The sequence below is a fragment of the Paracoccus marcusii genome (assembly GCF_028621715.1).
GTDB lineage: Bacteria > Pseudomonadota > Alphaproteobacteria > Rhodobacterales > Rhodobacteraceae > Paracoccus > Paracoccus marcusii.
In genome coordinates this window covers 891,763-914,929 of the sequence record NZ_CP117466.1, presented here as the reverse complement: position 1 = coordinate 914,929, position 23,167 = coordinate 891,763, and the positions used below count along the sequence as shown (strand labels likewise).

Genomic DNA, 23,167 nt, shown 5'->3' with positions numbered 1-23,167 from the left:
ACATGACTGGGCTTGCGGCATGATCGACCCACACGCGGTCACCGAATCCGCGCGGGATAGATCTGGGAGGATCCATGAACATCAAATCCGTTCTGGCGGCTTCGACCGCCGTGATGCTGGCTGCGCCGGCGATGGCCGAACCCACCGCAGAGGTGCTGCACTGGTGGACATCCGGCGGCGAGGCGAAATCGGTCGCCGTCCTGCAGGAGCAGTTCGCGGCCGAGGGCGGCACCTGGACCGACATGCCCGTGGCCGGCGGCGGCGGTGACGCCGCGATGACCGCGCTGCGCGCCCGCGTGCTGGCCGGCAACGCGCCGACCGCCGTGCAGCTGAAGGGCCCCGCGATCCAGGAATGGTACGAAGAGACCGGCCTGGCCGACATCGGCACTGTTGCCGAGGAGAACGGCTGGGCGGACGTGTTGCCCGCGCAGATCGCCGCCCACATGAAGTGCGAGGACCAGTGGTGCGCCGCACCGGTGAACGTCCACCGCGTGAACTGGATCTGGGGCAACAAGCAGATCCTGGACGAGAACGGCATCGAGATGCCCACGACCTGGGAAGAGTTCAACGCCGCGGCCGAAAAGCTGCAGGCCGCGGGCATCACGCCCTTGGCCCATGGCGGTCAGAACTGGCAGGACGCGACCATCTTCGAGACGGTCGTTCTGGGCTTGGGCGGGCCGGAATTCTATCAGCAGGCGCTGGTCGATCTGGACCCCGAGGCGCTGACCTCGGACACGATGAAGCAGGTCTTCGACCAGATGCGGACCATCCGCGGCTTTGTCGACGACAACTTCTCGGGTCGTGACTGGAACCTGGCCACGGCCATGGTCATGAACAACGAGGCCGCCTTCCAGATCATGGGCGACTGGGCCAAGGGAGAGTTCCTGGCCGCCGGCAAGCAGCCGGGCGTTGACTTCGTCTGCGCGCCCACCCCGGGCGAGGGCTTCCTCTACAACGTCGACAGCTTCGCCTTCTTCGAGCTGGACGGCGAGGACAAGCAGCAGGGCCAGGCCCTTCTGGCCAGCCTGATCATGGGCCCGGACTTCCAGAAGACGTTCAACCTGAACAAGGGCTCGATCCCGGCCCGCACCGACGTGGCGCTGGACGACTTCGACGACTGCGCCAAGCAGTCGAACGCCGACATGACCGCGGATGCGGAAAACGGCTCCCTGCTGCCCAGCTATGCGCATGGCATGGCGCTGCGCGGCGCGCCGGCCGGTGCGATCACCGACGTGGTGACCGCGCATTTCAACAGCGACATGTCGTCGGACGACGCCGTGGCGCAACTGGCCGACGCCGTCGCCAACGCGATGTGATCACGGCCTGACGACCCCGCGCCCCGGATCGCGGGCGCGGGGTTTTTCTTTGGGGGTTTACCGGAAATGGAATGGCTTGAACGCAACGTGCCCAAGGTCGTCTTGGCGCCGTCCTTCGTGGCGATCCTGGTCTTTGTCTATGGCTTCATCGCCTGGACGGCCTGGATCAGCTTCACCCGCTCGCGGCTGATGCCGCGCTATGAACTGGACGGTATCACGCAATATCAGCGGCTGTTCGACGCCCCCCGCTGGGACGTGGCGATGAACAACCTGTTCATCTTCGGCGCCCTGTTCATCGTCATCTCGATGGCGATCGGGCTGATGCTGGCGATCTTCCTGGACCAGAAGATCCGGGCCGAGGGCGTCCTGCGCACCATCTATCTCTATCCCATGGCGCTGTCGCTGATCGTGACGGGCACCGCCTGGAAATGGATTCTGAACCCGGGCCTGGGCATCCAGCAGGCGATCCGCGGCTGGGGGTTCGAGAATTTCACCTTCGACTGGCTGATTAAGCCCGAAATGGCGATCTATACCGTCGTGCTGGCGGCTGTCTGGCAGGCATCCGGGTTCGTGATGGCGCTGTTCCTGGCCGGACTGCGTTCGGTCGACACCGAGATCATCCGCGCGGCCCAGGTCGACGGCATTCCTACGCACCGCATCTATTCCGCGATCATCATCCCGACGATGGCGCCGATCTTCCTGTCGGCCTTCATCGTGCTGGCGCACCTGGCGATCAAGGCGTTCGACCTGGTCATCGCGCTGACCGGCGGCGGACCGGGCTATGCCACCGACCTGCCCGCGACCTACATGTACGCCATGGCGTTTTCGCGCGGCGACCTGGGGCAGGCGGCATCCAGCGCCATGATCATGATGATGGTCATCTTCGCCATCGTGGTTCCCTATCTCTACAGCGAATTGAGGCCGCGCCATGACAAGTAAGACCGTGCTGCGGTGGGGCCTGTACGGGATCCTGATCCTGTTCGCCCTGTTCTATCTGATGCCGCTGTTCGTCATGCTGACGACATCGCTGAAATCCCTCGAGGAGATCCGCACCGGCAGCCTGCTGGCCCTGCCGCGAGAGATCACCTTCGCCCCCTGGGCCGAGGCCTGGTCGTCCGCCTGCGCCGGCACCCAGTGCGAGGGCCTGCGCCCGTTCTTCTGGAACAGCGTCCTGATGGCCGTGCCCGCGGTGATGATCTCGACCATCATCGGCGCGCTGAACGGCTATGTCTTCGCCCAGTGGCGGTTCCGCGGCGCGAACCTGTTCTTTGCCGCGATCCTGTTCGGCTGCTTCATCCCGTTCCAGGTGGTGCTGCTGCCGATGGCGCAGATGCTGGGCCTGATGGGTCTTGCGGGCACCATCCCGGGGCTGATCTTCGTCCACGTGATCTATGGCCTGGGCTTCACCACGCTGTTCTTCCGCAACTACTATGTCACCATCCCGCAGGAACTGGTGCGCGCGGCCAAGGTCGACGGGGCAGGGTTCTTCCGCATCTTCTGGTCGATCTTCCTGCCGATCTCGCTGCCGATCATCACCGTGTCGGTCATCTGGCAGTTCACGCAGATCTGGAACGACTTCCTGTTCGGCGTCAGCTTCAGCGGGGCCGGGTCGCAGCCCGTGACCGTCGCGCTGAACAACATCGTCAACTCCACCACCGGCGTCAAAGCCTACAACGTGGACATGGCCGCGGCGATCATCGCCGCCCTGCCCACGCTGCTGGTCTATGTCGTCGCCGGCAAATACTTCATCCGCGGCCTGACCGCCGGCAGCGTCAAGGGATAAGCCATGCCCATTCTGGAAATCGACCACCTGCAGAAAGCCTATGGCGACACCCATATTCTGCACGACATCAACATCAGCATCGACGAGGGCGACTTCCTGGTGCTGGTCGGCCCGTCGGGCTGCGGCAAGTCCACGCTGCTGAACTGCATCGCCGGGCTGGAGCCGATCACCGGCGGCGCCATCCGCATCGCGAACCGCGACGTGACGGGCGTCAGCCCCAAGGACCGCGACATCGCGATGGTGTTCCAGTCCTATGCCCTCTACCCGACGATGACGGTCGCCAAGAACATCACCTTCGGCATGAAGGTGCGCGGCGTCGACAAGGCCACCCAGGCCACCAAGCTGGCCGAGGTCTCGCGCCAGCTGCAGATCGAGCCGCTGCTGGATCGCAAGCCGGGTCAGCTGTCGGGCGGCCAGCGCCAGCGCGTCGCCATGGGCCGCGCCCTGGTCCGCGACCCCGCGCTGTTCCTGTTCGACGAACCGCTGTCCAACCTGGACGCGAAGCTGCGCGTGTCCATGCGGACTGAGATCAAGAAGCTGCACCAGGACCTGAACGCATCCATCGTCTATGTCACCCATGACCAGATCGAGGCGATGACGCTGGCCACCAAGATCGTCGTCATGAAGGGCGGGGTGATCCAGCAGATCGGCACCCCGGCCGAGATCTACAACAAGCCCGCCAACATGTTCGTGGCCGATTTCATGGGCAGCCCGGCGATGAACCTGATCCCGGCCCGCGTCCGGTCCGAGGCGGGCCAGACCCGGATCGAGATCGACCGTCCCGGCGACACGCCGCTGGTCATCACCGACCCGGTGGCCCGCGACCTGCCCGACCAGATCGTCCTGGGCGTGCGCCCCGAGGACATCCACGAGGCGACGGGCAACGCCCATCTGCCCGGAACCGCTCAGGGTGCGGGCGGCGACGTGATGATCGAGATCGTCGAACCGGCGGGTGCCGACACCTTCGCCGTGACCCATCTGGGCGGCAAGGCGGTCACCGCGCGGCTGCGCGCGGAAAGCGCCGTCCGGGCGCGCCAGCCGTTTCCGCTGGCATTCGACCTCTCGAAAGTGTCGTACTTCTCGCCTAAGGACGGGGAACGGCTGAACTGAGAAGGGGTGACAGCATGGCGATGCTTCTGGGCGATGTGGGCGGAACCAATGCGCGGATGGCGATCGCGCGCAACGGGTCCATCGACGCCGGCACGGTCACCCGCTTCAAGGGTGACGACTTTGCCAGCTTCGACGATGTGGTGCGCCAGTTCATGGCGGAACAGCACCAGCCCAACATCTCGTCCATGTGCATCGCCGTGGCGGGGCCGGTCAGCGGCGGGCGTGCGCAGCTGACCAACCGCGACTGGTCGTTCGACGAGGACAACCTGGCGCGGCTGACCGATGCCGACCAGGTGAGGCTGATCAACGACCTGTCGGCGCTCGGCTATTCCACCCCGTCGCTGGCGGGCGAACAGCTGGGCACGCTGCGCGCGGCCCCCGTGACCCGCGCCCGCAACGGGCAGGCGCTGGTCGTGGGCCTGGGCACCGGCTTCAACGTCTGCGCGGTGCGCGTGCTGCCCGGCGGCGCGATCACCGTCCTTGAGGCCGAGGAGGGGCACACCCATCTGCCCGCCAACATCATGGCCCGCCTGCAGGACCGCGTCGGCACCGACGCCGCGGCCGGCTTCTTTTCGACCGAGGAGACGTTCGCGGGCCGCGGCCTGTCGCGCCTGCACGCTGCGATGACCGGCACCGCCCCCATGCGCAGCGAGGACGTCGCCCGCGCCGCCGAGGCGGGCGATCCGGCGGCCGTCGCGACCTATGACCTGTTCGCCGAACTGGTCGGGCTGTTGTGCCGCGAACTGTCGCTGCGCTTCATGCCGCTGGAGGGGCTGTTCCTGGCCGGCAGCGTGGGCCGCAGCATCGCCGACCGGATGGCGCTGTTCGAACCGGCCTTCCTGGCGGAAAGCCACATGCGCCATATCCCTGAAAACACGCCGGTCTTTCTGATCCGTGACGACATGGCGGCGCTGCACGGCTGTCTGGCGGCCCTGGGCTAGGCTTCGCCGGTCCCGCAAAGGTTAACTGCCAATCCGGGAAAATCCCCAAAGATTGCTGGATTCGCCCCGTCGATCCTGTTTGAATTGCCGCAAGCAAAAAGACGGGGCAGGCGATGCGGGCATATCTTAGGGCGATCCTGGTGGCAGGGACGGCGCTTGGCGTGGCGGGTGCCGCGATGGCGCAAAGCAGCTCTCCGTTCTCTGGCCTGTTTGGCGGCAGCAGCGAATCCGAGGGGCCCGTCGCGCTGGACGTGCAGGTCGCCGGCGGGGACGAGGGGCTGACCCGCCAGATCCGCCAGTCGCTGCTGCTGACCGGCGCGCTGAACGAGGATCGCACCACCGGACAGGACGTGCTGGCGGCTGCGCGCGGCGATTACGCCCGCATCCTGGGCCTGCTGTACGATCAGGGGTTCTACGATGGCGCCGTGACCATCACCCTGGACGGGGTCGAGGCCGCCGAGGTGGCGCCCCTGGACGCGCCCGCCCAGGTGTCCCGTGTCGTCGTGACCGTCGATCCCGGCCCGGTCTTCCGCTTCTCGCGCGCCCAGATGGCCCCGGTGGCCCCCGGCACCGAGGTACCTGACGAATACGCCATGGGCGAGATTGCGGGCACCGGCGTCATGCGCAGCACAGCCCTGGCGGGTGTGGACGGCTGGCGCGCCTATGGCCATGCCAAGGCCGATGTCGCCGACCAGCAGATCGTGGCCGATCACGACGCCGATCAGGTCGACAGCCGCATCGCCCTGTCACCCGGCCCGGCCGTCACCTTCGGGCGCATGTCCGTCAGCGGCAACCAGCGCCTGAACGAACGCCGCCTGCGCAAGATCGCCGGCTTCCCCGAGGGGGAGCGCTTCGACCCCCAGGAACTGGACACCGTCCGCCAGCGCCTGCGCCGCACCGGCGTGTTCTCGGCGATCACCCTGCAGGAGGCAGAGACGCTGAGCCCCGGCAACACGCTGGACGTGGACCTGGCCGTGGTCGAACAGCCCCCCCGGCGCATCGGGGCCGGCGCCGAGATCTCGACCACGGACGGGGCGCTGGTGTCGGCCTATTGGATGCATCGCAACCTGCTGGGCGGGGGCGAGCGTCTGCGCATCGACGGGCGGATCAAGGACATCGGATCCGAGACCAGCGACCGCGACGACGAGCTGACGATCCGTTTGGAACGCCCCGCTACGATCACCCCCGACACCACCGCCTATGTCGAGGCCGAGGTGGCCCAAATGCGCGAGGAGGATTACGACGAGGACCTGGCGACGTTGGGTTTCGGTCTGAACCACATCTTCAGCGACCGCCTGACCGCCGACGCGGCGCTGGAATACCAGTACTCGCGCGTCTTCGACGCCAACGGGCGCACCGACTTCAAGGTCCTGGCCCTGCCGATGGACGTGATCTGGGACCGCCGCGAGGATCAGAACAACGCCAAGCGCGGCTTCTATCTGTCCGCCGAGGTGACGCCCTTTGCCGGATTCGAGGACACCAGTTCCGGCATGCGCGCCCTGGCCGAGGGGCGGGCCTTCCGGTCGTTCGGCGCCGATGATCGGTTCACCCTGGCGGGCCGGGCGCGGGCGGGGTCGGTCTTTGGCAGCGAGCTTGCCACGACGCCGCGCAACTATCTGTTCTTCTCGGGCGGGGGCGGCACGGTGCGCGGCCATCCCTATCAGTCCCTGGGGGTCGAGGAGATCGCGGGCCCGGACGGCCCGATCAAGACCGGCGGCCTGTCGGTTGCCAGCGCCACGGCCGAATTCCGCGTCCAGGTGCGCGAGAAGATCGGCGTCGTGGCCTTTGCCGATTACGGCCAGGTCTGGACGGGCGACGCCTTCGGCGGCGAGGGCGACGATCACGCGGGCGCCGGTCTGGGCGTGCGCTATGACACGCCGATCGGACCGCTGCGGTTCGACGTGGCCGGGCCGGTCAGCGGCGACACCGGCAACGGCGTGCAACTTTACCTTGGATTGGGGCAGGCATTCTGATGCGCAAGTTCTGGATCACCGCCTTTGTCGTCCTGTTCCCGATGGCCGTGCTGGGCCAAAGCGCCGCCGAGATCAGCGCCGAGGCCGACAGCGACCGCGGATTTCTGACCGGACTGCTGGAAAGCAACCTGTCCGGAGAGGGGCGCCAGGTGGTGATCGAGGGGTTCCAGGGCGCGCTGTCCTCGCGCGCGACCTTCACCGAACTGCGCATCTCGGACGAGGACGGCGCCTATCTGACCCTGCGCAACGGCGCGATCCAGTGGAACCGCAGCGCCCTGCTGCGCCGCCGGATCGAGATCGCGGAGCTGTCCGCCGACGAGATCCTGCTGCCCCGCCTGCCACAGTCGGACGAACCGGCCGTGCAGGCCGAGGCGCCGGTCTTTGCGCTGCCCGAACTGCCCGTGTCGCTGAACATCGAACAGATCCGCGCCGACCGCGTGATGCTGGGCGAACCGGTCATCGGGGTCGAGGCCGCGCTGAGCATCTCGGGCGGCATCAGCCTTGAGGGGGGCGAGGGCACGGCCCAGCTGACCGTCGATCGCCTGGACGGCCCGCGCGGCCAGTTCGTGCTGGACGCAGGCTATGCCAACGAGACGCAGATCCTGCGCCTGAACCTGGGCCTGGACGAGGCCGCCGACGGCCTGCTGGCCAACCTTGTCGGCATCTATGACAAGCCCGCCCTGACCGCCCAGATCAGCGGCGAGGGCCAGATCCGCGATTTCGCCGCCGACATCCGTCTGGCCACGAACGGCCAGCCCCGCATCACCGGAAAGGTCAGCGCCAACGGCCAGACCGGCGCCGACGGCACCCCCGGCACCGGATTCCGGTTCCAGCTGGGCGGCGATGTCGCGTCGCTGCTGCGCCCGCAGGACCGGGCCTTCTTTGGCCAGGACACCCAGCTGCTGGCCGAAGGCTGGCGGGCCGAGACTGGCCGCCTGGACATTCCGCGTCTGGACATCCGCACCGAGGCGCTGCGCATTGCCGGGTCGCTGTCGACGAACGACCAGTCCGCGCCCCAGCAGGCCAATCTGCAGGTGATGCTGGGCCGCGACGCGGGCGCCCCGCAGGTGCCCGTCCCGCTGCCCTTCGCGGGCGAGGGGGCGACGGTGGATTCCGGGCGGCTGACCTTTGACTATGACGCGGCGCAAAGCGACGGCTGGCGCCTGGACGGGGGCATCGGCGCGCTGAACCTGGACGGGGTGGCGCTTGGCGTGCTGGACCTGGCCGGGCGCGGCCAGATCTTCCTGGACGAGGGCGCCCTGTCCGAGGTCATCGGCGCCATCGATTTTGCCGCCCGCGATCTGGATTTCGACGACGCGTCCCTGGCCGAGGCCGTGGGCACGCAGATCGAGGGGCGGACCGGGTTCAACTTTACCCCCGGCAACGCGGTCGACATCACCAACCTGCGGGTCCGCGGCGCGGATTACGGTCTGGATGGCAACTTCCTGGTCTCGGGCCTGGGCAGCGGCATCACGCTGTCGGTGGATGCGGGTGCCCGGTATACCGACCTGACGCGCCTGTCGGGCGTCGCGGGCCGGCCGCTGACCGGCAGCGCGGATGCCACGGTCGAGGGCTATTACGTCCTGCTGAACCGCAGCTTCGACATCGACGCGCGCGTGTCGGGCCGCGACATCGCGCTGGACCAGCCGCAGCTGGACCGGCTGCTGGACGGCGAATCCACGATCCTGCTGCAGGCGCGCCGCGACGAGCTGGGCCTTGAGGTCGAGGATTTCCGCGTCAACGCCAGCCGCCTGACCGCGACCGCGCAGGGCCTGATCAACTCGACCTCCAGCAATCTGCGCGCGCAGGTGTCCATGCCGTCGCTGGCGGATGCCGGCCCCGAACTGGGCGGGTCGCTGGAGGCCACCGCCGAGGTCACCGGACCGCAGAACCAGCGCCGCCTGACCCTGAACGGGCAGGCCCAGGATCTGCGCATCGGCATCGAGGCGCTGGACAATGCGCTGAGCGGGCAGACCGAGCTGACCGCCAGCGCGCTGCAGACGGCGCAGGGCTTTCAGCTGGAGGATTTCCGGCTGGCCAACCCGCAGCTGAGCGCGGATGCGCAGGGCAGCTTTGCCCAAGGCGCGCTGGACGCCGTCGCGCAGGTGGCGGTCGTTGACCTGTCCTCGATCCGCGCCGATTGGGCGGGCGGATTTCAGGCCCGCGCCACGCTGCGCGAGGAGGATGGCGCACGCCTGATCGACGTCACCGGCAGCGGGCAGGACCTGTCCCTGGGCGCGACCGGGGCGGATGGCGCGCTGACCGGGACGACGCAGCTGGCGCTGCAGGCGTCGGAACGAGACGGGGTCGTGACGATCACCGAGGGCCGGCTGACCAATGACCAGATGCGCGCGGTGGTGCAGGGAACCTATGGTCCGGGCGTCACCGATCTGACCGGCGACGTGAACGTCGCGTCGTTGGCGCCCTTCGGGCCGGGATGGCGCGGCAGCCTGCAGGCGCAGGGCAGCTTTGCCGAGGTCGGCGACGGCATCCGCAGGCTGGCCGTGACCGGGACCGGGCGCGACCTGTCCTTCGGCCAGGCGCAGGTGGACGGCGCCCTTGCGGGCGAGACGCGGCTGTCCGTGACCGGCACCGAACAGGGCGGCATCTTCACCATCGACACCGCGCAGGTCGAGAACCCGCGCCTGTCGGCCAGTGCCACGGGCCAGGTCGGCGCCGGGGCGACCGATGTCGCGGCCACGCTGAACGCGGGCGATCTGCGGTTCCTGGGCAACGGCATCAGCGGCGCGGTCCAGGCGCAGGCCCGGCTGACCGATGACGGCACCACCCGCCGGATCGAAACGACCGGCACCGCCAGCGGCCTGTCCCTGGGCCAGCCGCGGATCGATCCGATCCTGACGGGGCAGACCCGGTTCGATGTGGCGGCCAGCCAGGGGGCGCAGGGCATCTCGGTCCAGCGGCTGAACGTGACCAACCCGCAACTGCAGGTGACCGCGGACGGGGCGCCCGCGACGGGCATCAACCTGAATGCGCGGCTGGCCGATCTTGGCCTGATCGTCCCCGAGTTTCCGGGCGCCGTCGCGGTGACCGGAACCGTGCGCGAGGAGGGCCCGTCCTTTGCGGTCGACCTGCGCGCCACCGCGCCGGGCAGCACCGACCTGCGCATTGCGGGCACCGCCGCCCGCGACGGATCGACCGTCGATCTGGGCGTCAATGGCAGCGCGGATTCCGCGCTGGCCAACACGACCCTGCGGACCCGCAGCGTGTCGGGCCCGCTGGCGATCATCCTGCGTGTCCAGGGCGCCCCGTCGCTGCAGGCGGTGTCGGGACAGGTGCGGCTGACGAACGGCCAGCTGGCCGATCCGGGCCTGGGCGTGCGGCTGGACGGGATCGACGTCACCGCCGGGTTCCAGTCGGGGCGGCTGCAGATCGACGGGGCGGCCAACGTCTCGGCCGGGGGGCGGGTGACGCTGTCCGGGCCGGTGGACCTGACGAACGGAGCGACCGACATCTCGGTTGCGCTGGCGCAGGTCGTGCTGCGCGACCCGAACCTGTACCAGACGATCATCGACGGGCAGGTCCGCTTCAGCGGAACGGCCGCGACTGGCCAGACCCTGTCCGGCCGCATCGACCTGGGTGAGACCGAGATCCGAATCCCCTCGACCGGCCTGGGCGGCGCGCGGGCGATCCCCGACATCACCCATGTCGGCAACCAGCGCCCGCCGGTCCGCGCCACGCGCGCCAAGGCCGGGCTGGAGCCCTATCCCAGCCAGGCCTCGCGCGACGCGGGCATGTCGGGGCCGCCGGCCACGCCGGGACGGCCGCCGGCGCTGGACCTGGTCATCAACGCGCCAAACCGGGTGTTCATCCGCGGCCGCGGGATCGACGCGGAACTGGGCGGCGGCTTTCGCATCCAGGGCACCGCCCGCAACGCGATCCCCATCGGCAACCTGCAGCTGATCCGCGGCCGGGTCGACCTGCTGGGCAGTCGCTTCAACCTGACCGAGGGTCTGGTCGAGCTGCAGGGCAGCCTGATCCCCGTCATTCGCCTGGTCGCCGAGACCGAGCGCGACGAGATCACCACCCGCATCATCATCGACGGAGAGGTCCGCGACCCTGACATCACCTTCGAATCCTCTCCGGAACTGCCGCAGGAGGAGGTGCTGTCCCAGCTGCTGTTCGGGCGGGGGCTGGACAGCATCAGCCCGCTTCAGGCGGCACAGCTGGCCAATGCCATCGCGGTACTGGCCGGGCGCGGCGGTGACGGAATCATCAGCAACCTGCGCGAAAGCGCGGGCCTGGACGACCTGGACCTGACGACCGACGACGAAGGCAACATCGAACTGCGTGCCGGTCGTTATCTGTCCGAGAACGTCTATACCGACGTCTCGGTGGGCGAGGGGGGGCGGTCGTCGATCAACCTGAACCTGGACATCACGCAGTCGCTGCGGGCGCGGGGATCGGTGGGCAGCGACGGCGGCAGCTCGCTTGGGGTGTTCTTCGAGCGCGACTACTGATCAGTCGGCGCCGATCGCGCTGGACAGGGGGCGCGTGTCCTGGGGCAGGCCCTGGGACATTACCTGTCCCGAGGCGATGCCGAAACGCAGCATCCGCCGCCCGCCCGACAGGATGGTGACGGTCCAGCCCAGCAGCTGGCCCTGGGGGCCGGCCATCGCGCCGCTGGCCCGCGGGGCATCGGCATGGTTCAGCGCGTCGCGCAGTGCCGCAAAGCCCCGCCCGGCGGGGGCCGCGGCCTCCCAGGTGGCGATGGCATCGGCCAGGCTTTCGGGCGGCGCGCCCCACAAGCCGCGATAGGCCTGGTTCGACAGGACCAGCTGGCCTGCGTCCGAAAAGACCACCAGCCCGTCCTCCAGCCCGTCCAAGACATGCGCGCCCAGCAGCAGCTCTGCCCGGAATTCGCGGGTCAGCGACATTTCGGAGGTGATGTTCTCGAACAGGAAGGCCACCGCGCCGTCGGGATGGGGGCGGCCGGTCACGCGATAGGTCTGACCGCCCGGCAGGGACCATGTCTCGACGTGGTGGCCGTTGGCGGCGGCGCTTTCCAGATTGGCCATATGCTGTCGCCAGCTGCGATAGTCCTTGGGTTCGGGCACCATGCGCTGTTCGCGCAGCTGGTCCAGGAAATCGAACAGCGACGGCCGCGCGGTCAGGAAGCCCGTCGGCAGGTTCGTCAGGTCGATCAGCGCCGGGTTGAACAGCTGCAGGTTCCGGCCCTGGTCGAAGATCGCCAGCCCGATCGGCAGGTCGGCGAATGTCTTGGTCAGGGTCTGGACGAAATCGCGCAGGCTGCGTTCGGCGCGCACGGCGGCGTCCGCGGGCAGGGCAAACATCATCACCTCGTCGCCCATGCGGTGGCTGTGGCAGTCGTACCAGGACACCGCGCCCTGATCCTCCAGCCCGGCGCGGCGGGTGGCGGTGCCCGCACCCGGCACGGGGCGCGGCGCGTCCAGCAGGCGGGGCAGGGGCCAACCAAGCGCCTCGTCGGACCGGGCCTCGGCACGGCGCAGATAGGCGGCGTTGGCCCAGGTCACGCGGTCCTCCTCATCCAGGCGCCAGACCAGCATCGGCGTCTGGTCCAGCGCGCCGCGCAGCAGGTCCAGCTCTTCCTCCATCGCCTGCAGGGACATCGAATCGACCACGATGCCCGCATGTTCGGCACCCGGATCGGTGACGTTGACGCGCCACAGCCGGTCGCCCAGATCCTCGGCCACAAGGCGCAGGGTGGCGCTGCCCCGCCCCTGCTGGCCCACCAGCTCGATCCGGCCAAGGCGGGGCAGCATGGACAGGCGGTCGGGCGCGTCGGGAAAGCGCGGTCCGATCCAGCGCATCAGGCGCAGCCAGTCGTCATCCGGCGCACCCATCCGGTCCAGCAGCGCGCGGGCCGGCGCGGTCGCGTCGACCAGGCGTGCGGCGCGGAACAGGAACACCATCGGCTGCACCTTGCCGTCCAGTGCGTGCCCGGCCCGTGCCGCGCGGCCCTGGCCCGGTTGTCGGCGGTCCCAGACCCGGATCACCGCCACCGCCAGAAGAACCGACGCCGTCCCGCACAGGACCGCCATCGCCACAAGACCCGCACCCTGAATGTCCACTGCCGACGCCCCCTTCCGTTCGATGGGACCATAATCCGGGCTTGATTAACAGGGCGTTAAGAAACTCAGGCGTCGAAGGTCGGATTGTGGGCGAGCGCGATCCGGTCCTGGGCGCGGATGCGGTCCAGCGGCCAGCGCACCGACACCATGGCACCCGGCCCGCCATTGGCAAAGGTCAGCCGCGCGCCCGACCGTTCCAGCAGCGTCTTGGCGATGAACAGACCCAGGCCCATCCCTTCGTAGCTGCCGCGCTGCGCCTCGGCGCGCCGGGTCAGATAGGGGTCGCCGATCCGCGACAGCAGGTGCGGCGGATAGCCCGGCCCGTCATCGCGCACCGTGACGACCAGCGCGCCCTGGGTCACCTGGGTCTCGATCACGACGCGGCTTTCGGCGAAATCGACGGCGTTCTGGATCAGGTTGCGCAGCGCGTGGATGATGGCCGGATCGCGGTGGATCACCGGGCCTTCGGCATGGATCTCGATCAGGGGGCCGCGGTCCATGTGGGGCTGGGCGGCGTCCTCCAGCACGGCGCGCAGCGGGGCCGCGCGCATGTGCAGGTCGTCCTTGCCCGCGCGCCCCATGCTGCGCAGGATCGCCGCGCAGCGGTCGGCGCTGTCGCGCAGGGCGATGGCGTCTGCATGCAGGTCGGGGCGGTCGCGCAGCTCGTCCGCCAGTTCGCCGGCGATCAGCTTGATGGTGGCCAGGGGGGTGCCCATCTCGTGCGCGGCGGCTGCTACGACGCCGCCCAGATGCTGCAGACGCTGTTCGCGCGACAGGGCCATCTGGGTCGCGAACAGCGCGCCCGAGGTGTCCGACAGTTCCGCCGTCACCCGATGCGCGTAACCCGCAAAGAACACCACGCCGATGACCAGCGCGACCCAGTGGCCGACCGCCAGGATCGGCTCCATCCGCAGGATCTGGCCGTCCGGATCGCGCAGCGGCAGCCCGAAGACCGCCGCGACTGAGATCAGCGCCACCGTGGCCAGCCCCAGGGCCAGCACCTGCCGCGCGTTCAGCGACGCGGCCGCGATCGTGACCGGCGCCAGCACCAACAGCGCGAAGGGATTGGCCATCCCCCCGGTCAGCGCCATCAGCGTCGAGATCTGGACCAGGTCGAAGGACAGCTGCCGCACCGCGCGCCCCGGAGAGGTACGTTTGTGCGGGCGCAGGAACAGCCACAGGTTCATGGTGATCGACGCCGCGATCAGCAGGATGATCGGCGTCTTGACGAAGCCGATGCCCATCATCCACGCGACGATGACCGCGGCCATCTGCCCGCCGATGGCGAACCAGCGCAACAGCACCAGCGTGCGCATGCGGATCGGTTCGGCCTTGGGGGTGTCGATCGGCCGCGACATGGCCTGGTGCAGGTCGGGATCGGCGATGTCGTCGGGGGCTGTGGATGTGGACATCGTCGACCCTTGCTGCGACATTGCCCGATCTTGATACCCGCGCGCCGATGGACGATCAATGCGGGCATTTGACACGCGAAGGAGGCCCGCCAATGACGGACCGGAAAATCCTGCTGATCGGCACTGCGGCCGCCATCGGCGTGCTGGCGGGCGGGGCGCTGTTCCTGACCATGCGTCCGGGTGACGACCAGTTCGCGCAATGCAGCAGCAGCAGCGTCGCGGGGGGCATGGACGCCTTTGGCACACCCTTCACCCTGACGCGCGACGACGGCCAGCGTGTCACCGACCAGGATGTCTTCGACAAGCCGACGCTTCTCTATTTCGGCTATACCTTCTGCCCCGACGTCTGCCCCCTGGACAGCGCCCGCAACGCCGAAGCCGAGGTCCTGCTGACAGAGGCCGGAGAGGATGTGCAGACCGTCTTTGTCACCGTCGATCCCCGCCGCGACACCCCCGAGGTTCTGGCGGACTATACCGAATTGTTTTCCGACCGCATGATCGGCCTGACCGGCAGCGACGAGGAGATTGCTGCCGTAAACAAGGGCTGGCGCAATTACTTCAAGCTGAATGACGAAGAGGATCAGGAATATTATCTGGTCGATCACATGACAAATACCTATCTGGTGATGCCCGGCGGAAAGACGGTCGAATTCTTTTCCCGCGAAACCACCCCCGAACAGATTGCCGAGACCGTCGCCTGTTATGCCGATGCCTCTGCATAAGGCAGTTTGTCGCATGGGGTTTGATATTGCCCGCGCGACTTCCCATTTGCCGTTAAATTCCGTGAAAAGGCCAACAGATGGATCAGTTGAACGCACAAATCGGCCCCGACGCCTCGCTGCTGCTGGTCGACGATGACGAGATCTTCGTGACCCGCCTGGCGCGCGCGATGGAAAAGCGCGGGTTTCAGCCGGAAACCTCGCTGACCGTGGCCGGTGCGATGCGCCTGATCGAACGTCGTGCGCCCGCCTATGCGGTTGTGGACCTGCGGCTTGAGGACGGCAACGGCCTTGACGTGGTCGAGGCGCTGCGCGAACGGCGCGCCGACGCCCGCATCATCGTCCTGACCGGATACGGCGCCATCGCCACGGCCGTCGCCGCGGTGAAAATGGGTGCCACAGATTATCTGGCAAAGCCCGCCGACGCGAATGACGTGACATCCGCATTGCTGTCCAGCGGTGAATTGCTGCCGCCGCCACCGGAAAACCCGATGTCCGCGGATCGCGTGCGGTGGGAGCATATTCAACGCGTCTATGAGCAATGCGAGCGCAATGTCAGTGAAACCGCGCGCCGATTGCATATGCATCGCCGGACATTGCAGCGTATTCTGGCAAAACGCGGACCACGCTGACGATTTAAATATATTGAACGTTTAAAAAAACGGTCTATATTGGATGGGGATTAACATTCCTTATATAGAAACCGGAACCAATGAGCATCGATTTCGACACCATGTCCCTCAAGGAAATGCGCGACCTGCGGACCAAGCTGGATCGCGCGATCAACTCCTATGAGGACCGCAAGCGGCGCGAAGCCCTGACGGCCATCGAGGAAGCCGCGCGCGAGCATGGCTTCAACCTGTCCGAGCTGACCGGCGCCAAGACGCGCAAGTCCGGGACCGTCGCCCCGAAATACGCTAACCCGCAGGACCCGACGATGACCTGGACGGGTCGCGGCCGCAAACCGCGCTGGGTGCAGGAAAGCCTGGAAAGCGGCAAAGAGCTGGACGATCTGCTGATCTGATCCACGCATCGCCGACGTGATCGACAGGGGGCCCTTGCGGCCCCCTTTTGCGTATCAGCATGTCTTGTCGATCAGGGCGATCAGCTGTGCGAACCGTTCAAGATACGCGGCTCGTGTCTGGGCGGGCGGGCGCAGGGTGATCTGCAGGTCTGGCAGCATCTGCGCCTCGGGGACGGGGAAAAGACGCCGCGCCTCGGGCAGGGCAAAGCCTGCGATGGTCACGGCCTCCAGGCGGGCGGACACGCGGTCGGCGGCCTTGATGCGCCGCTTGACCGCCACGGGCAGCGTCGCGGGCAGGCCGAACCGACGGTGGATGGCCGAGGCCAGCCGTTCGTCCATCGCCCCGTATTCCCGCCCCAATGCCGCCTTGACCGGAGAGATCATGTCCCCGATCACGTATTCCGGCGCATCATGCAGCAGGGCCGCCAGCCGCCAACAGGGATCGCCGCCGGGGTTCAGCCCGTCGAAGATCTGTTCCACCAGCAGCGAATGTTCGGCCACCGAATAGGGCCAGTCGCCGCGCGTCTGGCCGTTCCAGCGCGCGACGAAGGCGAGACCGTGGGCGATGTCCTCGATCTCGATGTCGAAGGGCGTCGGGTCCAGCAGGTCCAGCCTGCGGCCCGACAGCATCCGCTGCCAGGCACGCGATGCGGGCTTGGCCATCGGGCCTCAGGACAGGCGCTGATCGGCGGGTGCCGCCTGCGCGGTCTGGGCGCGGCGCGCCAGTTCCTGGCGATACAGCGCCACGAAATCGACCGGGTCCATGTTGAACGCCGGGAATCCCCCGTCGCGGGTCATGTCCGAGATGATGCGACGAACATAGGGGAACAGCATCCGCGGGCATTCGATCATCAGGAAGGGGTGCAGCTGATCCTGCGGCACGCCCTCGATCTGGAACACCCCGCCATAGTCCAGCTCTGCCAGGAACAGCGTCGCGCCGTCGCCCTTGTTGGTCGAGGTGACACGGTACTTGGTGATCACTTCGAACTGGGTGTCGCTGCCGCGCTTGCGGGCGTCCAGGCTGACCTGGACGGTGATCTCGGGCTGGACCTCGCCCTGGGGTGCGCCCTTCTGGGCCACGGCGTTCTCGAAGGACAGGTCGCGGATGAACTGTGCCATGATCTGCATGCGCGGCTGTGCCGCTGCTGCGGGCTGTGCGCCGTTCTGCGGGGTTTCTTCGGCCATGGTCCTACCTTTGTGATGCGGATTTGTCCCAGCTTGTAGCAGGCCGGCCGCCTGCCCTCAATGCCGGGTCCAGCCCGACCCGCGTCCCGGCCGCGAGGGCCCCGTGTCGTCGGTGTCCAGCGGCAGATCGACGGGCGGACGGCGGTCGTCCTCGTCGGCCACGACGAATTCGCCGTCGATCACGCCCTTGTCATAGGGCGGGCGATGCGGGTCGCGGCGCATCGTCGCAGCATGCATCTGGACCCGCGATGCCCGCACGCGGCGCGCAAGCTGCGCCATCAGCATCGTCCGGACCGCGGGGATCAACAGCAGCAGACCCAAGGCATCGCTGAAGAACCCCGGCAGCAGCAGCAGCAGGCCCGCGGCGATGATCATCGCGCCATGCGCCAGCGGGCGTGACGGATCGCGCATCTCGGCCAGGCTGCGCTGGATCTGCATGCCGGCCCGCGCACCCTGGCTGCGCATGATGGCGACGCCGGCCACCGCCGACAGCAGCACCAGCGCCAGCGTGGGCCACAGGCCGATCAGGCCCCCGACCTGGATGAACAGCGCGATCTCGATGATCGGCACCACCAGAAACATGGCGATCAGCCGCATGTGAATTCCCCTTCCTGCCGGCGCGGAAACTGGACTTGCGCCGAGGCACTCCCTACATAATGCACAGACCGCCCGATACCAACGACCCGTTATGACCCAGAGGTTGCCTGCATGTCCAACCCGCTTCTTCAGCTGATCGTCCTTGCCGGGATCGCGATCTTCCTGATCCTACGGCTGAAAAACGTGCTGGGGACGCGTGACGGCTTTGAGCCGCCGCAGGTCGACCAGCCGACGGCCAGCACCACGCCCGCCCGTTTCGAGGTGATCGAGGGGTCTGCCGACGAGGTCGATCACGACATCCTGGACCATGCCGAGGCCGGCGGTGCCGCGGCCAAGGCGCTGGCCGCGATGAAACGGGTCGAACCGTCGTTCGGGCTGCGCGATTTCCTGGGCGGTGCCCGCAGCGCCTATGAGATGATCCTGATGGCCTTCGAACGGGGTGATCTGACCGAGGTGCGCCCGTTCCTGTCCGATCCCGTGGCAGAGGCGTTCCAGTCGGTGATCGACCAGCGCGTGGCCAACGGCCAGACGGTCGAGGCGACCTATCTGGGTACCCGCGACACCAAGCTGGCCGCAGCCGAGTTCGACCCCGCGACCGGTCTGGCCGAGATCTCGATCCGATTCGTCGGAGAGTTGATCGCCGCGACCCGAGACGCCGACGGCACGGTGATCGACGGCGATCCCAAGGCTTCGCGCAAGCAGAAGGACACCTGGACCTTTGCACGCCGCATGGGCCAGGACGATCCGAACTGGCAGCTCGTCGCGACAAGCTGATGCGCCGGCGCAGGGGCCTGACGCCCGAAGACCGGGACCTGTGGTCCCGCGTCGCCCGAACCGCAGAGCCGCTTGACCCCAAGCGCAAAGGACAGGCCGCCGATCTGGCGGCCTTTTCCGCATTCGTCGCACCGCCCGCGGTCGCCCCGGCCGCCGTGCCGCCGCAGCCGCAGGCGATGCCCCGGTTCCGCATCGGTCAGGCGGCCAAGCCCCCCACCCCCGTCGTCGCGCGCCCTCAGACCCCGGCCGAACGTCTGGCCCAAGCCGGGCTGCGAATGGATGCCCGCACGCATCGCAAGATGAGCCAGGGCAAGCTGCGCCCCGAGGCCCGTCTGGACCTGCATGGGCTGACGCTGGCCGCGGCGGGACCGGAACTGCTGCGGTTCATCCTGTCCTGCCATGCGTCAGGGCTGCGGCTGGTGCTGGTCATCACGGGCAAGGGGCGGGGCGATCACGGCCCGCTGCCGACGCGGCCCGGCGCGCTGCGCCATCAGGTGCCCTATTGGCTGCACAGCCCTCCCCTGGCGGCGGTGGTCCAGCAGGTGACGGCCGCGCATTTCCGTCATGGCGGCGACGGCGCCTATTACGTCTATCTGCGCAGGCCGCAATGAAAGACGCCCCCCGAAATCGGGGGGCGCTGGCCTCAGGTCAGTGTGGTCGCGTCAAAGCCTAACGTTGGACTTGGGTCCGGCAAAGTACCAGATGATCAGGCCGACCACCGGCAGGATCACGATCAGCAGGATCCACAGGATCTTGGACTTGTTGCTGGCATTGGTGTTGATGATCTGCGCGATCGCCCAGACATCCAGTGCAAAGATGATGACGCTGAAAAGCCAACCCATGTGATCCGTCCCCTGTTGTGTTCAGCCAGCCAACACCACAGGCTGGCCGCAGGTTCCCCCGTTCACAGCACGTAGCGCGACAGGTCGGTCGACCGCGACAGATCGCCCAGATGGCGTTCCACGAAATCGGCATCGACGCTGACCGACTGGCCGCTGCGGTCCGGGGCTGTGAAGGACAGCTCCTCGAACACCCGCTCGATCACGGTGTACAACCGGCGTGCCCCGATGTTCTCCACGGATGCGTTCACCTCGGCCGCGATGCGGGCCAGGGACGCGATGCCGTCCTGGGTGAAATCGACGGTCACGCCCTCGGTCTGCATCAGCGCGGTGTACTGGCGCGTCAGGGCGTTGTCGGTCTCGGTCAGGATGCGGATGAAATCTTCCTCGGTCAGGGCGCGCAGCTCGACCCGGATCGGCAGGCGGCCCTGCAACTCGGGCAGCAGGTCCGACGGCTTGGCCACATGGAACGCGCCCGAGGCGATGAACAGGATGTGGTCCGTCTTGACCGCGCCGTATTTCGTGCTGACCGTCGTTCCCTCGATCAGCGGCAGCAAGTCGCGCTGGACGCCCTCGCGGCTGACATCGCCACCGCGCGCCTCGGCACGGGCGCAGACCTTGTCGATCTCGTCGATGAAGACGATGCCGTTCTGCTGCACGGCCTCCAGCGCGGTCGCCTTGACCGCGTCGTCGTCCAACAACTTGTCGGCCTCCTCGGCAATCAGCAGCTCATAGCTCTCCGCCACTGTCACCTTGCGGCGCACCTTGCGGCCGCCGAAGGCCTTCATCAGCCCCGACAGATCCATCATCCCGCCCAAGGGCTGGCCCGGCTGGCCCGGCATTTCCATCCCGCCAAGCGGGTTGGAATTGTCCTGCACCTCCAGCTCGATCACCGTGTCGTCCAGCTCTCCGCGCTTCAGCTTGTCGCGGAATATCTGGCGAGTGCCGTCGCGGGCGTCCTTGCCAGCCAGCGCCTCGACGACGCGCTCCTCGGCGGCCTTGTGGGCGCGGGCCTTTACGGCCTCGCGCATCCGCTCGCGCGTGTCGATCATCGCGGCATCCGCCAGATCGCGGATGATCTGCTCGACGTCGCGGCCGACATAGCCCACTTCGGTGAACTTGGTCGCCTCGACCTTGATGAAGGGCGCATTGGCCAGCTTGGCCAGGCGGCGGCTGATCTCGGTCTTGCCGACGCCGGTCGGTCCGATCATCAGGATGTTCTTGGGATACACCTCGTCGCGCAGGTCGTCGCCCAGCTGCTTGCGGCGCCAGCGGTTGCGCAGGGCCACGGCGACGGCGCGCTTGGCATCGCTCTGCCCAATGATGAACCGGTCCAGTTCGGACACGATCTCGCGGGGGGTCAGGTCACTCATGTCGTTCTCCACGGGGTCCGGCGCCGTGCACCGCGCGCCCCTTCTTCTTTGTCCAAATACCCATCAACCGATGGTTTCGACCGTCAGACGCCCGTTGGTATAGACGCAGATGTCGGCCGCGATCTGCATGGCCTTGCGCGCGATCGCCTCGGCATCCAGATCGCTCTCCAGCAACCCCCGCGCCGCGGCCAGGGCAAAGTTTCCGCCCGACCCGATGGCCGCCACGTCATGCTCGGGCTCCAGCACGTCGCCCGCACCGGTCACCACCAGCAGGTCGGTCCCGTCGGTCACGATCAGCATGGCCTCCAGATTGCGCAGATACTTGTCCATGCGCCAATCCTTGGCCAGATCCACGCAGGCGCGCTGCAGCTGACCGGGCGCGGCCTCCAGCTTCTTCTCCAGCCGTTCCAGCAGGGTGAAGGCATCGGCGGTCGATCCGGCAAAGCCCACGACCACGTCGCGCCCGCCGGGGGTCAGGCGGCGCACCTTGCGCGCGCTGCCCTTCATCACGGTCGGACCGACGCTGACCTGCCCATCGCCCGCCACGACCACCTTGCCGCCCCGGCGGACCGCCAGGATCGTGGTGCCATGCCAGCCGGGAAACTTGTCATCAGCCATTGCGCGCTCCGTTCTGTCTACGTTGGGGCAGCAGATATGGACGCCCCGCCCGGCTTGCAACCCGTTGAAAACCGTCCGGTCCCCCCCTAGCGTCGCGCCATGAGCGATCTGCTGCTGACCGTGTATCTGCATCCGCCCGTCCTGCAGACCGCGCAGGCGGGCAAGCTGGGCATCGTGAACCGCATCCGCGCGCTGCTGGAACCCCGGGGCTGGCAGATCCGCATCGCGCGGTCCGGCCCCGATGCGCGCGCGCAGGCGCCCGACCGCCCCGGCCATGCGCTGTTCAACATGGAACGTCCGACCCATGACCGCGCGCTGACCTTTCGCCTCGCCTATCACTATCCCTACTGGCGGCTGGAGCGGGTGGCCGAACGCTGGCGCTGGCCCATCGCGCAGGCCGCGTTCGATCCCGCCCGGATCGAGGACGGTGCCGCGCACAACTTTGCCCGCCGCCTGCGCGACCGCGTGCTGCCGGGGCCGGAGCCGGTACGGGGCGATCACATCCTGATCCCGCTGCAGGGCCACATCCGCCGCCAGCGCAGCTTTCAGTCGGCCAGCCCCGTCCAGATGATCCGCGCCGCCGCCCGCACCGGCCGCCCCTGCATCGCGACCCTGCACCCCAAGGAGGTCTATGACGATGCCGACCGCGCGGCCCTGGACCGGCTGGCGCGCGATCATCCGAACCTGACCATCGGCGGCGACACGGGCGCGTGCCTGCGCGATTGCGCCTTCGTCGTGACCCAGAACAGCGGGGTGGGCTTCGACGGGCTGATCCTGGGCAAGCCGGTCGTGCTGTTCGCCCTGTCGGATTATCATCACGTCACGCTGGACGCGGGGCACCTGGGCGCCGACCGCGCCGTGGCGATGGCGGCGGACCACGCACCCCCGACCGCGAAGTTCCTGGACTGGTTCCTGCGCCGCACCAGTTTGGACATGATGGCGCCCGATGCCGACGACCGCCTGCTGGCGGCCATGAAAAAAGGCGGCTGGCCCGTCTGAGGGGCCGCCGCCTTTCGCACAAATCAGGCAGAGATCAGACGGATTCGTCGATCCAGCTTTTCAGCGCGGCCTTGGGAGCGGCGCCCATGCGGTTCGACACGACCTCTCCGCCCTTGAACATGAACAGGGCGGGGATGCCACGCACGCCCAAGGCCGCGGCCTGTTCGGGGTTCTCGTCGACGTTGATCTTCACGATCTTGACCTTGCCCGCGTATTCGTCGGACAGCTCTTCCAGGGCGGGGCCGATCTGCTTGCAGGGACCGCACCATTCGGCCCAGAAATCGACGATCACGGGGGTGTCGGCCTGACGCACTTCGGCGTCGAATTCAGCGTCGTTCACATGCACGGTGGCCATGTTCGGGCTCCTTTTGGGGATGGGCCGGACGGGCCGGCAGGTCGGGTTCTGTTCAACAGGTATGGGCCGCATGGGGAC

The 23,167-nt window shown here is 67.9% G+C and carries 22 protein-coding genes; 13 read left to right on the top strand and 9 right to left on the bottom strand.

All coding sequences use genetic code 11. The annotated features are described in order from the left end of the window. Positions 1–74: 74 nt before the first annotated feature. The 7 genes from PRL19_RS04420 to PRL19_RS04390 all read left to right on the top strand — a co-directional run bounded on the left by PRL19_RS04420 (position 75) and on the right by PRL19_RS04390 (position 11,601). The gene (locus PRL19_RS04420) at positions 75–1,316 is read left to right on the top strand and encodes an ABC transporter substrate-binding protein (protein WP_045981925.1); all 1,242 of its coding nucleotides are present in this window, start codon (positions 75–77) and stop codon (positions 1,314–1,316) included. 66 nt (positions 1,317–1,382) lie between these two features. Beyond that, a complete protein-coding gene (locus PRL19_RS04415) occupies positions 1,383–2,255 on the top strand; it encodes a carbohydrate ABC transporter permease (RefSeq protein WP_045981926.1) in 873 nt (290 codons plus the stop codon). Continuing rightward, positions 2,245–3,099: a carbohydrate ABC transporter permease gene (locus PRL19_RS04410; protein ID WP_045981927.1), complete on the top strand. Its 855-nt coding sequence runs from the start codon at positions 2,245–2,247 to the stop codon at positions 3,097–3,099. Before PRL19_RS04415 ends, PRL19_RS04410 begins: the two co-directional genes overlap by 11 nt. 3 nt (positions 3,100–3,102) lie before the next feature. After that, positions 3,103–4,209 carry an ABC transporter ATP-binding protein gene (locus PRL19_RS04405; protein WP_273744010.1) on the top strand — a complete coding sequence of 369 codons (1,107 nt, stop codon included), beginning with the start codon at positions 3,103–3,105 and terminating at the stop codon, positions 4,207–4,209. A gap of 14 nt (positions 4,210–4,223) precedes the next feature. Continuing rightward, a complete protein-coding gene (locus tag PRL19_RS04400) occupies positions 4,224–5,150 on the top strand; it encodes a glucokinase (RefSeq protein ID WP_273744009.1) in 927 nt (308 codons plus the stop codon). 113 nt (positions 5,151–5,263) lie between these two features. Beyond that, positions 5,264–7,123: an autotransporter assembly complex protein TamA gene (locus PRL19_RS04395; RefSeq protein ID WP_273744008.1), complete on the top strand. Its 1,860-nt coding sequence runs from the start codon at positions 5,264–5,266 to the stop codon at positions 7,121–7,123. Then, positions 7,123–11,601 carry a translocation/assembly module TamB domain-containing protein gene (locus tag PRL19_RS04390; RefSeq protein ID WP_273744007.1) on the top strand — a complete coding sequence of 1,493 codons (4,479 nt, stop codon included), beginning with the start codon at positions 7,123–7,125 and terminating at the stop codon, positions 11,599–11,601. The genes PRL19_RS04395 and PRL19_RS04390 overlap by 1 nt, the downstream gene beginning before the upstream one ends. Here the strand turns inward: PRL19_RS04390 and PRL19_RS04385 are convergent, their stop codons facing one another. Together PRL19_RS04385 and PRL19_RS04380 are read right to left on the bottom strand one after the other, a co-directional pair. Further along, the gene (locus PRL19_RS04385; protein ID WP_273744006.1) at positions 11,602–13,194 is read right to left on the bottom strand and encodes a PAS-domain containing protein; all 1,593 of its coding nucleotides are present in this window, start codon (positions 13,192–13,194) and stop codon (positions 11,602–11,604) included. Positions 13,195–13,259: 65 nt separating this feature from the next. Beyond that, on the bottom strand, positions 13,260–14,606 hold the full coding sequence (locus tag PRL19_RS04380; RefSeq protein WP_232303323.1) for an ActS/PrrB/RegB family redox-sensitive histidine kinase: 1,347 nt from the start codon (positions 14,604–14,606) through the stop codon (positions 13,260–13,262). 92 nt (positions 14,607–14,698) lie between these two features. Here PRL19_RS04380 and PRL19_RS04375 point away from each other — a divergent pair, with 92 nt between their 5' ends. The 3 genes from PRL19_RS04375 (at position 14,699) to PRL19_RS04365 (ending at position 16,349) form a co-directional block, all read left to right on the top strand. Continuing rightward, positions 14,699–15,328 carry an SCO family protein gene (locus tag PRL19_RS04375; protein ID WP_127897517.1) on the top strand — a complete coding sequence of 210 codons (630 nt, stop codon included), beginning with the start codon at positions 14,699–14,701 and terminating at the stop codon, positions 15,326–15,328. A 77-nt stretch (positions 15,329–15,405) separates the two neighbouring features. Continuing rightward, positions 15,406–15,957, top strand: coding sequence for an ActR/PrrA/RegA family redox response regulator transcription factor (locus PRL19_RS04370; RefSeq protein ID WP_042252328.1), 552 nt, complete (start codon positions 15,406–15,408; stop codon positions 15,955–15,957). 80 nt (positions 15,958–16,037) lie between these two features. Then, positions 16,038–16,349 (top strand): H-NS histone family protein, encoded by a 312-nt coding sequence (locus PRL19_RS04365; RefSeq protein ID WP_046000505.1) that lies wholly within the window; start codon positions 16,038–16,040, stop codon positions 16,347–16,349. 54 nt (positions 16,350–16,403) lie between these two features. Here the strand turns inward: PRL19_RS04365 and PRL19_RS04360 are convergent, their stop codons facing one another. The 3 genes from PRL19_RS04360 to PRL19_RS04350 are packed head-to-tail and all read right to left on the bottom strand — an operon-like array spanning position 16,404 to position 18,131. Beyond that, entirely contained in the window at positions 16,404–17,012 is a 609-nt protein-coding gene (locus PRL19_RS04360) for an HD family hydrolase (RefSeq protein ID WP_273744005.1), read from the bottom strand. Between the two features lie 6 nt (positions 17,013–17,018). Then, positions 17,019–17,534 carry a protein-export chaperone SecB gene (secB, locus tag PRL19_RS04355; protein ID WP_045981936.1) on the bottom strand — a complete coding sequence of 172 codons (516 nt, stop codon included), beginning with the start codon at positions 17,532–17,534 and terminating at the stop codon, positions 17,019–17,021. 57 nt (positions 17,535–17,591) lie between these two features. Further along, positions 17,592–18,131, bottom strand: a complete 540-nt coding sequence (locus PRL19_RS04350; RefSeq protein ID WP_139598295.1) for an FxsA family protein — start codon at positions 18,129–18,131, stop codon at positions 17,592–17,594. 111 nt (positions 18,132–18,242) lie between these two features. Between PRL19_RS04350 and PRL19_RS04345 the strand changes: the two genes are divergently transcribed. Beyond that, a complete protein-coding gene (locus tag PRL19_RS04345; RefSeq protein WP_046000502.1) occupies positions 18,243–18,905 on the top strand; it encodes a Tim44/TimA family putative adaptor protein in 663 nt (220 codons plus the stop codon). Beyond that, positions 18,905–19,516, top strand: coding sequence for a Smr/MutS family protein (locus PRL19_RS04340; protein WP_148910831.1), 612 nt, complete (start codon positions 18,905–18,907; stop codon positions 19,514–19,516). The genes PRL19_RS04345 and PRL19_RS04340 overlap by 1 nt, the downstream gene beginning before the upstream one ends. Before the next feature lie 51 nt (positions 19,517–19,567). Here the strand turns inward: PRL19_RS04340 and PRL19_RS04335 are convergent, their stop codons facing one another. The 3 genes from PRL19_RS04335 to hslV all read right to left on the bottom strand — a co-directional run bounded on the left by PRL19_RS04335 (position 19,568) and on the right by hslV (position 21,735). Further along, positions 19,568–19,747: a PLDc N-terminal domain-containing protein gene (locus PRL19_RS04335; RefSeq protein WP_045981940.1), complete on the bottom strand. Its 180-nt coding sequence runs from the start codon at positions 19,745–19,747 to the stop codon at positions 19,568–19,570. Positions 19,748–19,809: 62 nt separating this feature from the next. Next, the gene (gene hslU, locus PRL19_RS04330) at positions 19,810–21,117 is read right to left on the bottom strand and encodes an ATP-dependent protease ATPase subunit HslU (RefSeq protein WP_273744004.1); all 1,308 of its coding nucleotides are present in this window, start codon (positions 21,115–21,117) and stop codon (positions 19,810–19,812) included. Between the two features lie 63 nt (positions 21,118–21,180). Continuing rightward, positions 21,181–21,735, bottom strand: coding sequence for an ATP-dependent protease subunit HslV (gene hslV / locus PRL19_RS04325; protein ID WP_046000500.1), 555 nt, complete (start codon positions 21,733–21,735; stop codon positions 21,181–21,183). Between the two features lie 99 nt (positions 21,736–21,834). Between hslV and PRL19_RS04320 the strand changes: the two genes are divergently transcribed. After that, the gene (locus PRL19_RS04320; RefSeq protein WP_273744003.1) at positions 21,835–22,734 is read left to right on the top strand and encodes a hypothetical protein; all 900 of its coding nucleotides are present in this window, start codon (positions 21,835–21,837) and stop codon (positions 22,732–22,734) included. Positions 22,735–22,768: 34 nt separating this feature from the next. On the opposite strand, the gene trxA is transcribed toward PRL19_RS04320, so the two are convergent. Beyond that, a complete protein-coding gene (gene trxA / locus PRL19_RS04315; protein WP_046000498.1) occupies positions 22,769–23,089 on the bottom strand; it encodes a thioredoxin in 321 nt (106 codons plus the stop codon). Positions 23,090–23,167: the final 78 nt, after the last annotated feature.

What these genes read in the sequence shown, in the direction of transcription:
- hslV (WP_046000500.1), bottom strand. Translation starts at nt 21,735, where the DNA reads ATGGCTGATGACAAGTTTCCCGGCTGGCATGGCACCACGATCCTGGCG.
- PRL19_RS04335 (WP_045981940.1), bottom strand. Translation starts at nt 19,747, where the DNA reads ATGGGTTGGCTTTTCAGCGTCATCATCTTTGCACTGGATGTCTGGGCG.
- PRL19_RS04375 (WP_127897517.1), top strand. Translation starts at nt 14,699, where the DNA reads ATGACGGACCGGAAAATCCTGCTGATCGGCACTGCGGCCGCCATCGGC.
- PRL19_RS04340 (WP_148910831.1), top strand. Translation starts at nt 18,905, where the DNA reads ATGCGCCGGCGCAGGGGCCTGACGCCCGAAGACCGGGACCTGTGGTCC.
- secB (WP_045981936.1), bottom strand. Translation starts at nt 17,534, where the DNA reads ATGGCCGAAGAAACCCCGCAGAACGGCGCACAGCCCGCAGCAGCGGCA.
- PRL19_RS04380 (WP_232303323.1), bottom strand. Translation starts at nt 14,606, where the DNA reads ATGTCCACATCCACAGCCCCCGACGACATCGCCGATCCCGACCTGCAC.
- PRL19_RS04365 (WP_046000505.1), top strand. Translation starts at nt 16,038, where the DNA reads ATGAGCATCGATTTCGACACCATGTCCCTCAAGGAAATGCGCGACCTG.
- PRL19_RS04420 (WP_045981925.1), top strand. Translation starts at nt 75, where the DNA reads ATGAACATCAAATCCGTTCTGGCGGCTTCGACCGCCGTGATGCTGGCT.
- PRL19_RS04370 (WP_042252328.1), top strand. Translation starts at nt 15,406, where the DNA reads ATGGATCAGTTGAACGCACAAATCGGCCCCGACGCCTCGCTGCTGCTG.
- PRL19_RS04405 (WP_273744010.1), top strand. Translation starts at nt 3,103, where the DNA reads ATGCCCATTCTGGAAATCGACCACCTGCAGAAAGCCTATGGCGACACC.
- PRL19_RS04360 (WP_273744005.1), bottom strand. Translation starts at nt 17,012, where the DNA reads ATGGCCAAGCCCGCATCGCGTGCCTGGCAGCGGATGCTGTCGGGCCGC.
- trxA (WP_046000498.1), bottom strand. Translation starts at nt 23,089, where the DNA reads ATGGCCACCGTGCATGTGAACGACGCTGAATTCGACGCCGAAGTGCGT.
- PRL19_RS04345 (WP_046000502.1), top strand. Translation starts at nt 18,243, where the DNA reads ATGTCCAACCCGCTTCTTCAGCTGATCGTCCTTGCCGGGATCGCGATC.
- hslU (WP_273744004.1), bottom strand. Translation starts at nt 21,117, where the DNA reads ATGAGTGACCTGACCCCCCGCGAGATCGTGTCCGAACTGGACCGGTTC.
- PRL19_RS04350 (WP_139598295.1), bottom strand. Translation starts at nt 18,131, where the DNA reads ATGCGGCTGATCGCCATGTTTCTGGTGGTGCCGATCATCGAGATCGCG.
- PRL19_RS04390 (WP_273744007.1), top strand. Translation starts at nt 7,123, where the DNA reads ATGCGCAAGTTCTGGATCACCGCCTTTGTCGTCCTGTTCCCGATGGCC.
- PRL19_RS04415 (WP_045981926.1), top strand. Translation starts at nt 1,383, where the DNA reads ATGGAATGGCTTGAACGCAACGTGCCCAAGGTCGTCTTGGCGCCGTCC.
- PRL19_RS04400 (WP_273744009.1), top strand. Translation starts at nt 4,224, where the DNA reads ATGGCGATGCTTCTGGGCGATGTGGGCGGAACCAATGCGCGGATGGCG.
- PRL19_RS04410 (WP_045981927.1), top strand. Translation starts at nt 2,245, where the DNA reads ATGACAAGTAAGACCGTGCTGCGGTGGGGCCTGTACGGGATCCTGATC.
- PRL19_RS04395 (WP_273744008.1), top strand. Translation starts at nt 5,264, where the DNA reads ATGCGGGCATATCTTAGGGCGATCCTGGTGGCAGGGACGGCGCTTGGC.
- PRL19_RS04320 (WP_273744003.1), top strand. Translation starts at nt 21,835, where the DNA reads ATGAGCGATCTGCTGCTGACCGTGTATCTGCATCCGCCCGTCCTGCAG.